This is a genomic window from Paenibacillus sp. DMB5 (genome assembly GCF_001517085.1).
Taxonomy (GTDB): domain Bacteria; phylum Bacillota; class Bacilli; order Paenibacillales; family Paenibacillaceae; genus Paenibacillus_AQ.
Genome location: NZ_LRAC01000003.1, coordinates 47772 through 61088 on the forward strand (window position 1 = coordinate 47772; position 13317 = coordinate 61088).

A 13317-nucleotide genomic window follows, 5' to 3' on the forward strand; every position below is an offset into this window, starting at 1 on the left:
CACGGGCACTTTTGATATACAGCCTATTTAATGAATACACCGCCAAATGGCAGCGCCTCACGCAGAAAACGCTTGATGATCCCATCCTCGTCATGCTCCCGTTCAAAGCGGCGGCTCTGGCGGCCTGCCTGAAACAGCACCGGACCGTGGCCGGTCATTTTCCAGTGATAGCTCATATGCTGGCTGGCCAGATGATTGCCGTAAACGGTCAGCTCGAGCCTGGCGTTCTCGGGATAGGCAATAATACTGCCTGCATCCACATACAGCGGCTCCGTGGGATGCAGTTCAGCCTCGCAGACCGTTCCTTCGGTAAGAATGCCGATGCTGCCGTGGCCGGCAAATTTCACCTTCACCACATCGCGGGTCACCAGCATATTCTTCATACTCAGTACGCGTGTCTGCATCGTAATTCCATTGCTATAGAAGAACAGGTGCCTGAAGTCATAGAGCAAGTCGCTTTTGCCGTCCAGCTGCAAGGTTTTGACCTTGTAGCCGGGAGGAAGCGCTGCGACAAACCGGCAGGGTCCGGACAGATCAGAACGGATCAGCTTGCGCTTGCGGTACATGCCCTTGACATCCATCAGCCGGTCAGCCCTTCCGGAAGAGGGACCCTGATATGCGATTATCTGCTGAGGATGCAGGACATGAACCTCTTCGTTCTCCCCGACAGTAAAAGCAATGGCTTGTCCGCTGCTGCTGTCGCCTTCATCCTGGATGTCAACGTTCATCGTTCATACTCCTTCCTGTTAAGAGAAAAACAGATAACTGCGTTAACGCAGCCTGTCACGCAGGCTGTCGCTTTTTCTGGAGCGGTGGCGCATCATAAAGCGCAGCAGCCGGATGATAACAAAATAGCCAAGAATAAGGGCAATTCCGGTAATCACTGTAACCTTGATCCGGTTATAATAATTTTCCCGCTCGGTGCGGTCGTTTTTGAGTTCATCAACAACGAGGCTGAGCTGACGGTTCTGCTCCTGCAGGGCCTCATTCTGGGCGCGGTAGGTCTCCATCTGCTCCAGCGTCTGCCCAAGCTGGCTCTGGGTTTCCCCCAGTGCATCAACGGTCTGGCCAAGCTGATCCTTGGTCTGCTGGAGCTCTTCAACAGTCTCCTGATAGCTCTGCTGCAGCTTGTTCACTTCGCCCGGCAGCTCTGAGAAGTTCTGTAATCCATTATATAAATCACTGAAATAATTAGCCTCTGCTGCCGGAGCCGGCAGATAAACGGACAGACCGAGCAGCAGCAGGGCTGATAGAGTCAGCTTCTTCCATGTGCGGGTTAAAGGTTTTATGAGTTTCATATCATTCACCACCTGAAAATAGGTTCGTACTTACTATTATTTTAGCATAGAGAGGGAAGCCCTGGCACTTTTGATCGAAGTCTGACAGCATTTTGGCTTCTGCCTGACAGACGGTGTGTGATTTTGGCGGATAAGATCAGTTTAAGGACTTTTACCCTGGAGTCTACAGCAGTAACCAAAGAGTAATACAGCGATTCCGACAGGCAGGTTTCAATTGGCTTTTCTTAAATAATGAATTTAACGTATACTGTGAACGGGGAGGGCTGATCGTATGAATAAATGGCTGAAAACCGTGCTGTTTCTCGCAGGCTCTGCGCTTTTGACACGTCTGATTCCATTCTCATCGGTGTTCCGCAATCTGGATACGATGTTCCACGAATTCGGGCATGCGCTGGTAACCCTGCTGCTCTCGGGACAAGTGCTGAGGATCGAGCTGTATGCAGACCATAGCGGTGTAACCTATTCGGCTGTTGAAGCAGGACTAAGGCCAGTACTGGTATCCCTTTCGGGTTATCCGTTGGCATCGCTGTTTGCATTGCTGCTGTTTTATTTGTACGCCGCAGGGCGTGAGCGCTGGGGGCTGATGTTATCCTCGCTGGTCGCTCTGGTTATGCTGGTGCTGTATGTCAGGGGCGGCTTCGGCATGCTCTGGCTGGGCGGGTTCATCGCCCTTAATCTGTCTTCTCTGTACATCTGGCCCAAGGCACTCAAATACTATTATCTGTTCCTGGCCTTTCTGACGCTGGAAGAGTCGGTAATGGGTACATTGTTTCTGCTCTCAGCATCGCTGCTGTCACCGTCCAGAGCGGGAGATGCGGCAAATCTGGCCGGACTTACCGTTCTGCCTGCCGTTTTCTGGGCTGCATTATTCTTTCTGTTTTCCTTGCTTTGTGCCAAATGGTCGCTTGCCTGCTTTTTCAGAAAGGAACGTGCGAAGGTTACAAGGGGGCGCCGGTGAAGGTCAGATGAGAATTTCGTCAGATTTAGACAAAAGGACATCAATTCAAAAAGAGCCAATCTGCTTTTTAAGCAGTTTGGCTCTTTTTTTGTCGATAATATAGATGCGAACATACATTCCATGACAAGGAGTTGTCCGCCATTATTGGTACATTAATAGAAGAACCAAAAAAAGAAAGAGGTGGAAATATGCAAGCAAGTATCCAGCCCATATTTACATGGAGCCGGAGCCGGATTTTTGCCGGAGCATCCCGGAATTTAATATTGCTTGTGGAATGGAAAGGGTTGAACCAGCGTGAGGAGGTGCGCAAGAAAAGCCGCAAGCTGGTGGCAAAGGAGATCGAGCTGCGGATCTGGCTGGAAGCACACCTGACCTTTATCGGGGCCTACGGCTGTACCGCTGAAGCCGGGGAAGGGAGATCTCTGCTCCTGAAGCTGGGCAAGATCCATGCAGGAGCGCGCAAGTTCATCTGTCTGGAGTTTAAAACCGAAGGCATGCCTTCCGGAATCCATGAGGCGCTCTGGCTGCAGTGGCAATACAAGCAGCCGCCGGTGGAACGGATCAGGGAGCTGCCGCTGCAAAAGCTGGGACTCGAATATACGCATCATACCGATGCGCTGGCTCTGGATAATTGCTTTCATGTTGAAAAGCATCTGGAACTTCTGAAGATGGTAAAGGTGCTCGAGGAGGTCCCATTGTCAGACAGCCGCAGAAGGGATCTGGTGCTGGAGGAAAGGGTGCGCAGACAGGCGGATAAGCTGCTGCTGCTGGCAGCACGTTCAGGCGATATGCAGCTGGTGAAGGAGGCTGAAGTGCTATATAAGCAGCTTGAAGCCTAGCAGGCCGCAATTTAGCAGGTTAAGCAGTGTTACATACATAACAAATCACCCGATATTGAATAAGGTGCTTAACAGCTCATGTAATATAAATGTGGTAATGTAGTAAAATAGTTCTATTATCTTTTTGTGACTCGGTTATTTGATTCTCATTTATAGATAAATATAACTAAATTATTAAAAATAATGGGTCTATTTTACCATATATCAAGGGGAACTGAAAAATGACAGACCGATTAATCCGGCTGATGCGCATCATCACGCTAGTGCAGGCAAAACCTGGGATTCTGGCGCGTGAGCTGGCAGAACGCTGCGGCAACAGCGAAAGAACGATTTATCGGGATATGGATGCGCTCAGCGCCATGCATATTCCGATTACCCACTTGGGGCATGGGAAGGGATATGCTTTTATCGGTAATTTTGCATTGTACCCTTTAGATCTCACGGATGACGAGGCGGCTGCCTTTTCACAGCTGCGTAAAGTAATGAAAGAAATCAAGCCTTTGCTGCCCGCTGAATTTGAAACTGCCTATGAAAAAATAATGGCTGCACAATATAAGCAAAGGGCGGAAAGGGAAGAAACGATGGAAAGTGTGAGAAAGGAAGCCGGGCAGCCCGGCGCAGACTGGAATTCCATGCAGCTGGAGCAGTCTGTATTTCTTACGGAAATCCTGTCAGCTGTAATGAAGCAGCGGAGCATGCAGGCAGACTATTGTGAGAATGGCAAAGAGGAGCAGGCGCTCCAGATTGACCCTTACTGTCTTGTTCCGCTGGAGAACCGGATTTATCTGATAGGTGCCTGTCACCGTTTCGGAAGAATCCGCGCTTTTCATATGAATGGCTTCTCCAAGGTAAAGACGCTGAATAACTGGTTTTCCAAGGAACGCTTTGACCTGCAGGCTTTTATGTCGCAAAAATGGAGTCTTGATCAGGACAGTGTACAGATCGAATTCAGAATCCGGTTCTCTGAGCGGATGATGGAGCGGCTGAAGTATGAAGAACTGCCGGTAAAGCCTAGCAAGGTGGACAGACAGAATAGCTGTCTGCACTTCAGGATGGCTATTGAGCAGGATATCGCTTTTGTCCGCTGGCTGATGAAGTTTGAGGAGGAGGCTGAGATCCTGGAGCCGTTTTATTACAGGGATGTCCTCAGATATCATATGGAACAATGGCTGATGCTATACAAATAATCGGGATACTTCAGGAACTGTTCCTTCTGTAGCCTGGATTTAGATCCGTGATACAGGCAACTAAACTGGTTCGTGTATATTTGACCTTTGTTCAATTTATATTATATATAACTGTTCATAACTAAATATAAACAAACATAACTAACCATATAGTATTATAAAAAAGGTTGTGCTAAAATAACACCAAAATATACAGATATACATAAGTAGGAGGAATCCATATGTTCAAGAAACTAGCTGTGATCATCATGTCTGTTTTTCTTGTATCAGGTGCATCGGCAGCAACGCCCGGTCTTGAGGTACAGGCAGCAGCCAAGAAAACAGAGATTATCGTTTCCGCAGCGGCCAGCCTGCAGGACAGCCTGGATAAAATCGCGGTACTGTATGAGAAGCAGCATTCTGATATTGACCTTGTCTTCAATTATGGTGCTTCCGGCACGCTGCAGAAGCAGATTGAACAAGGTGCGCCGCGGACCTGTTCTTCTCTGCCGGGGATAAGCAGATGAAGGCACTGGTGGACGAGGGGCTTATTTCGGAGAGTAAGCAGCTCTTGAAGAATCAGCTGGTGCTGGTTGTTCCCGTAAGCTCCAAAACAAAGATCACTTCCATTACACTGCTTACCGATAAGGCCTTTAAAAAGGTGGCCGTTGGCCAGCCTGAATCCGTGCCTGCCGGCCAGTACGCCCAGCAGTCATTGACTGCCAAGAAGGTATGGGATACGCTGCAGAGCAAGCTGGTCTTTGCCAAGGATGTCCGTCAGGTGCTCTCCTATGTAGAGACAGGGAATGCGGATGCAGGCTTCGTATACAAGACGGATGCCCTCACTTCCTCTAAGGTAAAGATCGCGCTTACTGTAGGGGCACATGTGCATAAGGCCATTAATTACCCTGTAGGCATTGTCAAGGAATCTGATCATCAGGCAGAAGCCAAAGCCTTCTACAATTATGTTCAGACCAAGGCAGCAGGCAGCATCTTCACAAGCTACGGATTTTCACTGGCGGATTAATTCATCGAATGAAGATAAGCGGGGTGGAAGCGAATGGAGATCAATTGGACTGAATTTTTCGCCCCGGTCTGGCTTTCAGTCAGAATCGCTGTAATTACCAGCATTATTGTATTTATTCTGGCAACCTATGCGGCCAAGCTGATGGCGGGCCGGAAATTCCCGGGTTACAGTCTGCTGGAGACTGTACTGATGCTGCCGCTTGTTCTGCCGCCGACCGTTGTCGGATTTGTGCTTCTGGTCATTCTGGGACGCAGGAGCTGGATTGGAGAGTTGTATGAACGGTTAACAGAGCAGACCATTCTGTTTACATGGGGAGCAGCGGTGATAGCTGCTGTAGTCGTCGCTTTTCCGCTGGTCTACCGGACCGTAAAGGCCGGCTTTGAGGAAGTGGATAAGGATCTTGAGGACGCCGCACGCGCCCAGGGGGCCAGCGAGCTGCAGGTGCTGCGGTATGTTACGCTGCCGCTGGCAGGCCGGGCGCTGGCTGCCGGATTTGTGCTGGGATTTGCCCGGGGGCTGGGTGAGTTCGGGGCGACCATCATGGTAGCGGGGAATATTCCGGGGCGTACCCAGACTGTACCGACTGCAATCTATGTTGCCGTAGACGGCGGCAATATGACCCTTGCCTGGATGTGGGTCTGTTCAATCATAGTCATTTCTGCGCTTATGCTGATGTTCGTTAACCGCCGTTCATAACGGTGAAGGTGTACGATTACATACAAAAACTCCGGCTTTCCCTGGTCAGTCAGGGAAGCGGAGTTTTTGTTTATCCGGAGAAGCGTTATGTTTCGTAGATAATCTCACCGGTTCCAGTAAGATCATAGCTGTGAATCGTATTAAGCTCGTTCTTGAAGGCCGGGGAACGCAAAATATCGAGCACAGCGCCAATCCACTGTTCATTCTCAGGCTTCTTGAGCATTACAAGATCATAACGCTCCTGAATCAGCGGGATGAACTCCAGACCTTCAATGATTTTGGCGGCCTTTTCTATACCGATGCCGACATCGGCTTCACCGCGGGCCACGCGGCCGGCTACCGCCAGATGGCTGTTCTCCTCGGTCCCATACCCGCTCAGTCCGGCTGCAGGAATTCCGTGCAGCCGCAGCTGCTCGTCCAGCAGCACACGGACGCCGGAGCCGCGCTCACGGTTAATCAGCTTCAGGCCCGGCTGCTGCAAATCCTGCCAGCTGCGGATATTCCGCGGATTACCCTGCTGTACATAGAGCCCGGCGCTGCGGGTCAGCATACGCACGACAAGATAGGGGAAGCCCACCAGCAGCTTGCGGATATAGGGGAGGTTATACTCCCCTGTATCGCCGTCCAGCAGGTGGGTGCTGACTATGTCCGATTCGCCGTTGTACATGGCGATCAGGCTGTCGAGGCTGCCGGCATAAGAACGAAGCGGCCGGGAGGAGGGCAGGCTGCGCTCCAGATGGGTAGCCAGAATATCAAGGGACATGTCCTGTCCGGTAATCACTATGTTCGTTGCAGCAGCCTTAACCGGTCCGGAACCAGGCTGGGTAAGGTGAAGCGGAGGCGAGAAGGTTGCCGGCGGCAGAACAAACGGCATACCTGTCTGCAGAGGGACAGGGGCGGCAGAAGCCCCCTGCGGCGCTGCGGACGAACTTGTGCTGCGCGAATTCTGCTTATAGGCCTCAAGATCAGAGTGGTCTACCCGCATCTGTTTCCCGACACGGTATGACGGCAGCTCGCCTTTTTTGATCAGGTCATAGACCTTTAATTTCGATATCTTCAACAGCCGGGCGATTTCCTCGGTTGTATAGGAAGTATTCTCGGACATGGGATAAAGCCTCCTAGAGGTGCACTGCGGCAGCGCCCAATCAGTCTAAATGATAGATCAAGCCTACCTTATTTTGAGAGCCTGTGCAATTAAAGAACCCTCAGGAGGCCGGGCAGTCCCTAATAGGCCAGCTGTCTGATGTCTCCCGCCTTCTCGGAGGCTGACAGTCCGATCAGTTCGGAGACGGTAACAAACCGGTATCCCTGCTTCTCCAGGGCAGGCAGAATGATCTGCAGGGCCTCATACGTTTGGGATTGCCCGTGAACATAGTCATGGAAGAGGACAATATCACCGCTATGAGCATTCGTGATGACTTTGCTGGAGATATTCCAAACCCCCGGACGGTTCCAGTCGCGTGTATCCTGATGCCACGACCACAGCACGGGCTTCAGCCCCATGCGGTTTGAGACATTGACCAGCGTCTCGTCATACATCCCGCCCGGCGGCCGGAAAAGGCTGCTGTGCCGGCCGGTAACCTTTACAATTTCGTCTTCCGTCAGCTTCAGCTCCTTCATTACCTGCTCTACGGAGATAGGCCGTTTGAAATATACATGGTTATAAGTATGATTGGCCAGCTCATGGCCCTCTGAGATAACCCGGCTGGCGATTTCAGGATAGGCGGCGATTTTTTTGCCTATGGCGAAAAAGGTGCACTTGGCGTTGTATTCCTGCAGTACATCGAGAATCTTGATAGTGTCGGTCGGGTCAGGGCCATCATCGAAGGTCAGGGCGATCACTTTCTGGCGCGTCGGCACTTCCCAGATCATGTCGCCCTTCTGCTCATGATACTGGCGGTTCTTGGTATCGGAACGGGCCAGGGCGTGGCTTGACCAGCTGGCCAGCAGCATGAGCAGGGCCAGAACTGCTGCTGATATTCGGCGGAATCTTTTCATGGTTTGTCAGCTTCACTCCATAGCGGACCCGTGTGCGGGAAACGGGCTATTTTGACCTTAGAATGCTCCATCCCTGTGATGAAATATTCACGGCAGGCGAGAACTCGTTTTTTCTATTTTAGAGTGAAAGTTCTGCCGGAAATGTCTATAATGAAGTACTAAATACAGAACATGGATAGGGGCAGCGGATATGACACTAATTGAGAAAAGAGAGCACAGGCAGTATCCGGAGATTACCCGTCTGGAGACATCAAGAGCGGCGTATGAACGCGACTATTCACGCCTGATTCACTCACCGACCTTCCGCCGGCTGCAGGGCAAATCACAGGTATTCGGCGCCGGCACCGGCGATTATTACCGGACCCGTCTGACCCACTCGCTCGAGGTGGCGCAGATTGCCCGCGAGGCAGCCAAAAGCCTGTTACGTTCTTATCCTGAGGTGGAAACCGGACAGGCGGACAACCCCGGGCTTGTCATTGATCCTGAAGTGGTGGAATGTGCAGCCATCGCCCATGATTTCGGCCATCCCCCGTTCGGGCATAAAGGGGAAGAGGTGCTGGACAACATCCTGGAGCAGCTTATCGCCAAAAAAACAGCCGAGGAAGCGCTGAAGTCAGGCGCCGGCCCGGTGCAGAAGCAGACGATCGAAGGGAATATGAAGCGGCAGTATGAGCATTTTGAGGGCAATGCGCATAACTTCCGGCTGATCATGTTTCTGGAGAAGCGCGAGAATATCGACGGGCTGAATCTGTCTGATGCCGTGCTGCTGGGGATCAACAAGTATCCTTTTCCCGGCACGGTGCTGAAGAAGGGCATGTATCTGTCCGAATGGAATTATATCTCGGAGATCCGCAAGGACTGGGGGATTCCTGACGGCAAAAAGACGCTGGAGGCCCAGCTGATGGACCTGTGCGATGACATCGCCTATTCCGCGCATGATCTGGAGGACGGGATCAAGGCGGGCAAGATTGAAGTCCATGAGCATTTTATGCACGATACCTATATCCAGCGGCTGATTGTAGAGAAGATTACGACGCTGGAGGACTCCTTCTGGAAGGGCTGGCAGCCTGAAGCGATCCACATCAAGGTGGAGGCGGTACTGAGCGAGTTCCTGAGAGTCTGGATGGACAAGATGCCGACCTGCGAAAATGATTATTCCCGTACGCGCCGGGAGGTGAAGGCTTACTGGGTAAGCACCTTCGTCGCCAGTCTCGGGGTCATTTCCGACGGGGACTGGAAGAAGGTCACGTTCATCAAGGATGGCGCAGAGGATGAGGATATGCTGCGGACGGTCAGTGTGCTCAAAAGCTTCGCCTGGGTTACGATGATCCGCGACCTGCGCGTGCAGCGCCTGCAAAAACGCAGTGAATGGATTCTCCGCCGGCTGTGGGGGGCGTTCAACGATCCGGAGACCTCCAAGGCGATCATTCCGAGCGACTGGCTGCAGCGCTTTGAGAAGGACCAGCGGCAGCAGAAGCCGATCTGGACCTGGGAGCATATGGTGATCGACTACATCGCCGGGATGACGGATGCTTTTGCCGAAAAAATCTATAACGAGCTGTACGGCCTGAAGGTAGGCTCCATTTACGACCTGGATTAAGCCGTTCAGACAGACCGGGTTCCCTGCGGGAGCCCGGTTTTATTGTGCGGAGGATATATGACATCATCTAAAAATATCCGTAATTCCTGCCGAAATATAGAGAGTAGTGTATCGTTTTGCCCAATTGTGAAAATGAAAGCAATCGATTGTAAATTACTTGTAAGGTTTTCGGAAATCAGAGGGGGCATAGTTGTGGGAAAAGAGCGGAATCGGTTGGAATCCGTACTGAAGCAGACAAAAGGTACTATGAAAAAGGTCATGGAGGCCAGAAAAAAAAGCGTTGGAGCAAAAATCGCCACAGGCTACGCAGCCTTGGCCCTGCTGGTTCTGCTAATCGGGGGTACCTCCCTCTATCAAATGTACAATATGCAGAAAAACACAGGGAATATTGTTGAAAAAGCAATACCGGCGCTTAATCAGGTGCATGATATCAATTATTATACAGAGCACATTATGGCGCTCAGTATGCAGCATATTCTCAATACAGACAGTGCTGAAAAGGCTAAGCTTGAAGAACAAAGGGCTCAGGCGATCCGCAAGGTTGCCGATTTGATGAAGCTTTACAGAGAATCGCTTGACAGTGACACAGGACTGGAGCAGCTGTCAGCCCTCAGTGACAAATGGAATGAATACATGACGATCAATAGTCAGGCTATCAAGCTTAGTGACGAGGGGAATGAGCAGCTCGCGCTGGAGGTCTCGCAAAAAGGGATTGATGCCTTTAATGCGATGCAGATTGATCTGGAGGCGCTGGTCAAGCACAGCCAGGAGGATGCCGAGCAGGATGGGAGACACTCGGAGGATGCATTTCACGCCTCGCTTACTATTATCAGTATAATCATACTGCTTGTACTGCTGATTATCGGCCTGATCAATATGGTAATCCGTAAGACGATTATTAACCCGATCAAAGCGGTAACCGCTCATCTGCAGCGGATTGCGGAGGGGGATCTGACCTCGGAGGATACCCTGATCCGCAATGAGGATGAGATAGGGCGGCTTGCCAAAACGGCCAATGACACGAACCGGACGCTGCTTGCGATCGTCAGCCAGATTCGTAACGTCTCGGGAATCATCGCCCGGCAGGGCGATGAGCTGGTCCGCACGGTGTCAGGGACCAAAGAGGGAAGCAGCCAGATTGCCGTTACAATGGAGGAGCTGGCCAATGCGGCAGGCAGCCAGGCGGAATCCGCTGTGGAAGCCTCGAAGGCGGTTGAGGATTTGAACAAGCTGATAAGCGACTTTGCCGGCAAGGGGGAAGAGCTGCGGCTGCATTCGGATCAGGTGCGCACCAAAGGCGAGCGGGGCAGAGCACTGATGGAAAGCTCGGTGGCACAGATGGGCCAGATTGCCGAAGTTGTATCCCAGTCGATGGATACAGTGGAGGAGCTTAACCGTAAGAATGAAGGGATCTTCCGGCTGGTCGGCTCCATCCGCAGCATCTCTGAACAGACTCATCTGCTGGCCATCAACGCGGCGATAGAGGCTGCCAGAGCCGGGGACAGCGGGCGCGGATTCGCGGTCGTTGCCCAGGAAGTGCGCAAGCTGTCAGAGGATGTGCAGCAGACCGTATCCGAAATCACCAGCATCACTCAAGGGATTCAGGCGGATTCCAGAGAGATGGTGGAGCAGCTGCGGGAAGGTGTACTGAAGACGGAGGAGGGCGGCAGGCAGATTCTGGAGACCGGCAGCGCCCTGGCGGATATTAACCGCTCGGTAGATGTAATGGCAGGCACCATTGATAATATGGGCGGAGATATCCGGAAAATGGCCGGTGCAAGTGAGACGATGAATGAATTCAGCCAGCATATCTCGGCACTTGCCCAGCAGTCGGCAGCAGGAGTGGAGGAGACGTCAGCCTCTGCCAATGAGCAGGTGCAGGCGACCAGTGAGGTGGCAGCCGGCATCGGCCAGCTGCGCAGCCGTCTGGTGGAGCTTGAGGAGTCGGTAACGCGTTTCCGGATTTAACCGCGAACAGCAAAAGACAAAGGGGGATTCCCGGCAGGAAAAGCTGCCGGGAATCCCCCTTTTTAAAACGAACCGGGATGTTAAACGATATTAGTATTGCCGGCTATAATCCACCAGGTTACGGGAAGGCTGGCCGTCCTTCAGGTAAGCTTGTACATTCTCGGTAAAGAGCTCTACGATCCGGTCGGCATAACGGTCCGTCGTACCGGCGCAGTGCGGTGTAATAATGACCTGCTCCATGCCCCAAAGCGGATGTTCAGAAGGGAGCGGTTCGGGGTCAAAGACATCGAGACCCGCTCGGCCAGCTGCCCGCTGTTCAGCGCGGTCATAAGGGCTTCAGTATCCGTGGTCGCCCCGCGTCCGATGTTGATATAATAAGCCCCCTGCGGGCAGGCATTAAACACATCGGCATTAAAGAGTCCCTTCGTTTCGTCGGTAAGCGGCAGGGTGTTGATCAGGAAGTCGGCAGATTCGGCTGCTTCATGCAGCCGTGCAGTGGTGTAGACCTTGTCAAACCCGTCAACCTCTGAGCCTGAGCGGCTGATTCCGATGGTTTTCATCCGGAAAGCCTTGGCGATTCTGGCGGTCTCGCTTCCGATGGAGCCCGTTCCGGCAATGACGGCGGTTTTACCGGTCAGCTCGCTTTCCTTGCCGTCCGAATGCCACTTGCGTTCCAGCTGATTGCGGATCGCTGTGTGAAAGTTTCGGGTAAACATCAGCATGAATCCGATAATAACGGCCGTGATCGGCTCGGCATGGACACCGCTGGCATTTGTCAGAAGGATGCCCCGCTCCTCCAGCCTCCGAAGCGGCAGCTTCTCCACGCCGGCAGACCAGGTCTGGACCCAGCGGAGCGGTGAACCCGGCTGCAGCACGGTATCTGCTATGCCTTTGCCCCAGCCGATTATAATTTCCGCGCGGGCAAGCTGATCAAGATCCGGGCTTTTGGCATTTCCCAGTGTAAGGGTATAACCCGGAGCGGCGGCGAGAATGGTCTCCTGCTGCTGAGAAGTAAGTGGCTGCAAACAAACAATGGATTTAGTGATGATGGTTCCCTCCCGTTATACAATTTTCGTAAAATTGGCTGATCTTGTATACAATAAGGATATCAAATCTGTCCCGAAAGGTGAAATACACATGGAAAACCGTACGTTTGGCCGTGATCCTGAGCGTCTGTTTGTTGCCGTGAAGCTGCCTGAGGAGCAGGGAAGGCTGCTGGGACAGGAAGCGGCCGCACTGTCTTCAAGGCTGAAGTTCGCCAAATGGACATATCCCGATGATTATCATATTACCCTCCAGTTTCTGGGTGACACCCCGGCTGCCCAAATTCCCGCACTGCTTGCTGCCCTGAAGGTAATTTCTGCCGGACAGAAACCGTTCAGGCTCCGTCTCGGGGAATGGGGAACCTTCGGTGCTCCGGAGTCGCCAAGAGTGCTGTGGGCCGGGATTTCCGGTGAGCTGGAGCGGCTGCAGGAGCTCCAGCGCGACGTCGTTTCGGCAACTTCGGCGCTGGGGTTTAAGGCGGAAAAAAGATCCTATTCTCCGCACCTGACTTTAGCCCGCAAATACCGGGATGAACGCGTTTTCAGTTCGGGGCTGCTGGGCGATATGCGGGACCGGACAGACAAAATAGAGAACAATTGTTCGGTAAAAGACTGGACGGTTGATGCTTTTGTGGTGTATGCTACTAGAATGCATGCCATTCCTATGTATGAAATGATCGGAAAAATGTCATTTTTCTAAGCTTAAATCGACAAGAAAGTTTTC

Annotated in this window: 12 protein-coding genes and 1 pseudogene; 8 read left to right on the forward strand and 5 right to left on the reverse strand. The window is 52.2% G+C overall.

Annotated features, from left to right (window positions below; genetic code table 11):
• Positions 1-23: 23 nt before the first annotated feature.
• Complete coding sequence (locus AWJ19_RS00700) at positions 24-728, reverse strand: AIM24 family protein (protein WP_068720687.1); 705 nt, start codon at positions 726-728, stop codon at positions 24-26.
• A 42-nt stretch (positions 729-770) separates the two neighbouring features.
• A complete protein-coding gene (locus AWJ19_RS00705) occupies positions 771-1298 on the reverse strand; it encodes a hypothetical protein (RefSeq protein ID WP_068720689.1) in 528 nt (175 codons plus the stop codon).
• A 271-nt stretch (positions 1299-1569) separates the two neighbouring features.
• On the opposite strand from AWJ19_RS00705, the gene AWJ19_RS00710 reads away from it, so the two are divergent.
• The 5 genes and pseudogenes from AWJ19_RS00710 (at position 1570) to modB (ending at position 5984) form a co-directional block, all read left to right on the forward strand.
• A complete protein-coding gene (locus AWJ19_RS00710) occupies positions 1570-2256 on the forward strand; it encodes a M50 family metallopeptidase (protein ID WP_068720691.1) in 687 nt (228 codons plus the stop codon).
• A gap of 188 nt (positions 2257-2444) precedes the next feature.
• Complete coding sequence (locus AWJ19_RS00715) at positions 2445-3095, forward strand: hypothetical protein (RefSeq protein ID WP_068720693.1); 651 nt, start codon at positions 2445-2447, stop codon at positions 3093-3095.
• A 221-nt stretch (positions 3096-3316) separates the two neighbouring features.
• Positions 3317-4282, forward strand: coding sequence for a WYL domain-containing protein (locus AWJ19_RS00720; protein ID WP_068720695.1), 966 nt, complete (start codon positions 3317-3319; stop codon positions 4280-4282).
• 248 nt (positions 4283-4530) lie between these two features.
• Positions 4531-5288: pseudogene (modA, locus tag AWJ19_RS36170) on the forward strand (molybdate ABC transporter substrate-binding protein).
• A 33-nt stretch (positions 5289-5321) separates the two neighbouring features.
• Positions 5322-5984, forward strand: a complete 663-nt coding sequence (gene modB / locus AWJ19_RS00730; RefSeq protein ID WP_068720697.1) for a molybdate ABC transporter permease subunit — start codon at positions 5322-5324, stop codon at positions 5982-5984.
• An 85-nt stretch (positions 5985-6069) separates the two neighbouring features.
• On the opposite strand, the gene AWJ19_RS00735 is transcribed toward modB, so the two are convergent.
• Positions 6070-7089 (reverse strand): helix-turn-helix transcriptional regulator, encoded by a 1020-nt coding sequence (locus tag AWJ19_RS00735; RefSeq protein WP_068720698.1) that lies wholly within the window; start codon positions 7087-7089, stop codon positions 6070-6072.
• Between the two features lie 119 nt (positions 7090-7208).
• Entirely contained in the window at positions 7209-7982 is a 774-nt protein-coding gene (locus AWJ19_RS00740) for a polysaccharide deacetylase family protein (RefSeq protein ID WP_068720700.1), read from the reverse strand.
• A gap of 190 nt (positions 7983-8172) precedes the next feature.
• Here AWJ19_RS00740 and dgt point away from each other — a divergent pair, with 190 nt between their 5' ends.
• Both dgt and AWJ19_RS00750 read left to right on the forward strand, forming a co-directional pair.
• A complete protein-coding gene (gene dgt / locus AWJ19_RS00745; RefSeq protein ID WP_068720702.1) occupies positions 8173-9582 on the forward strand; it encodes a dGTP triphosphohydrolase in 1410 nt (469 codons plus the stop codon).
• Between the two features lie 192 nt (positions 9583-9774).
• Positions 9775-11550 carry a methyl-accepting chemotaxis protein gene (locus AWJ19_RS00750; protein WP_068720704.1) on the forward strand — a complete coding sequence of 592 codons (1776 nt, stop codon included), beginning with the start codon at positions 9775-9777 and terminating at the stop codon, positions 11548-11550.
• Positions 11551-11723: 173 nt separating this feature from the next.
• Here the strand turns inward: AWJ19_RS00750 and AWJ19_RS00755 are convergent, their stop codons facing one another.
• Positions 11724-12575: a D-2-hydroxyacid dehydrogenase gene (locus AWJ19_RS00755; protein WP_241781547.1), complete on the reverse strand. Its 852-nt coding sequence runs from the start codon at positions 12573-12575 to the stop codon at positions 11724-11726.
• Positions 12576-12687: 112 nt separating this feature from the next.
• Between AWJ19_RS00755 and thpR the strand changes: the two genes are divergently transcribed.
• The gene (gene thpR / locus AWJ19_RS00760) at positions 12688-13293 is read left to right on the forward strand and encodes an RNA 2',3'-cyclic phosphodiesterase (RefSeq protein WP_068720802.1); all 606 of its coding nucleotides are present in this window, start codon (positions 12688-12690) and stop codon (positions 13291-13293) included.
• The last annotated feature ends 24 nt before the right edge of the window (positions 13294-13317 follow it).

Bases quoted from the DNA above. Each gene is read 5' to 3' on its own strand.
- AWJ19_RS00700 (WP_068720687.1), bottom strand. From the start codon at position 728: ATGAACGTTGACATCCAGGATGAAGGCGACAGCAGCAGCGGACAAGCC.
- AWJ19_RS00705 (WP_068720689.1), bottom strand. From the start codon at position 1,298: ATGAAACTCATAAAACCTTTAACCCGCACATGGAAGAAGCTGACTCTA.
- AWJ19_RS00710 (WP_068720691.1), top strand. From the start codon at position 1,570: ATGAATAAATGGCTGAAAACCGTGCTGTTTCTCGCAGGCTCTGCGCTT.
- AWJ19_RS00715 (WP_068720693.1), top strand. From the start codon at position 2,445: ATGCAAGCAAGTATCCAGCCCATATTTACATGGAGCCGGAGCCGGATT.
- AWJ19_RS00720 (WP_068720695.1), top strand. From the start codon at position 3,317: ATGACAGACCGATTAATCCGGCTGATGCGCATCATCACGCTAGTGCAG.
- modB (WP_068720697.1), top strand. From the start codon at position 5,322: ATGGAGATCAATTGGACTGAATTTTTCGCCCCGGTCTGGCTTTCAGTC.
- AWJ19_RS00735 (WP_068720698.1), bottom strand. From the start codon at position 7,089: ATGTCCGAGAATACTTCCTATACAACCGAGGAAATCGCCCGGCTGTTG.
- AWJ19_RS00740 (WP_068720700.1), bottom strand. From the start codon at position 7,982: ATGAAAAGATTCCGCCGAATATCAGCAGCAGTTCTGGCCCTGCTCATG.
- dgt (WP_068720702.1), top strand. From the start codon at position 8,173: ATGACACTAATTGAGAAAAGAGAGCACAGGCAGTATCCGGAGATTACC.
- thpR (WP_068720802.1), top strand. From the start codon at position 12,688: ATGGAAAACCGTACGTTTGGCCGTGATCCTGAGCGTCTGTTTGTTGCC.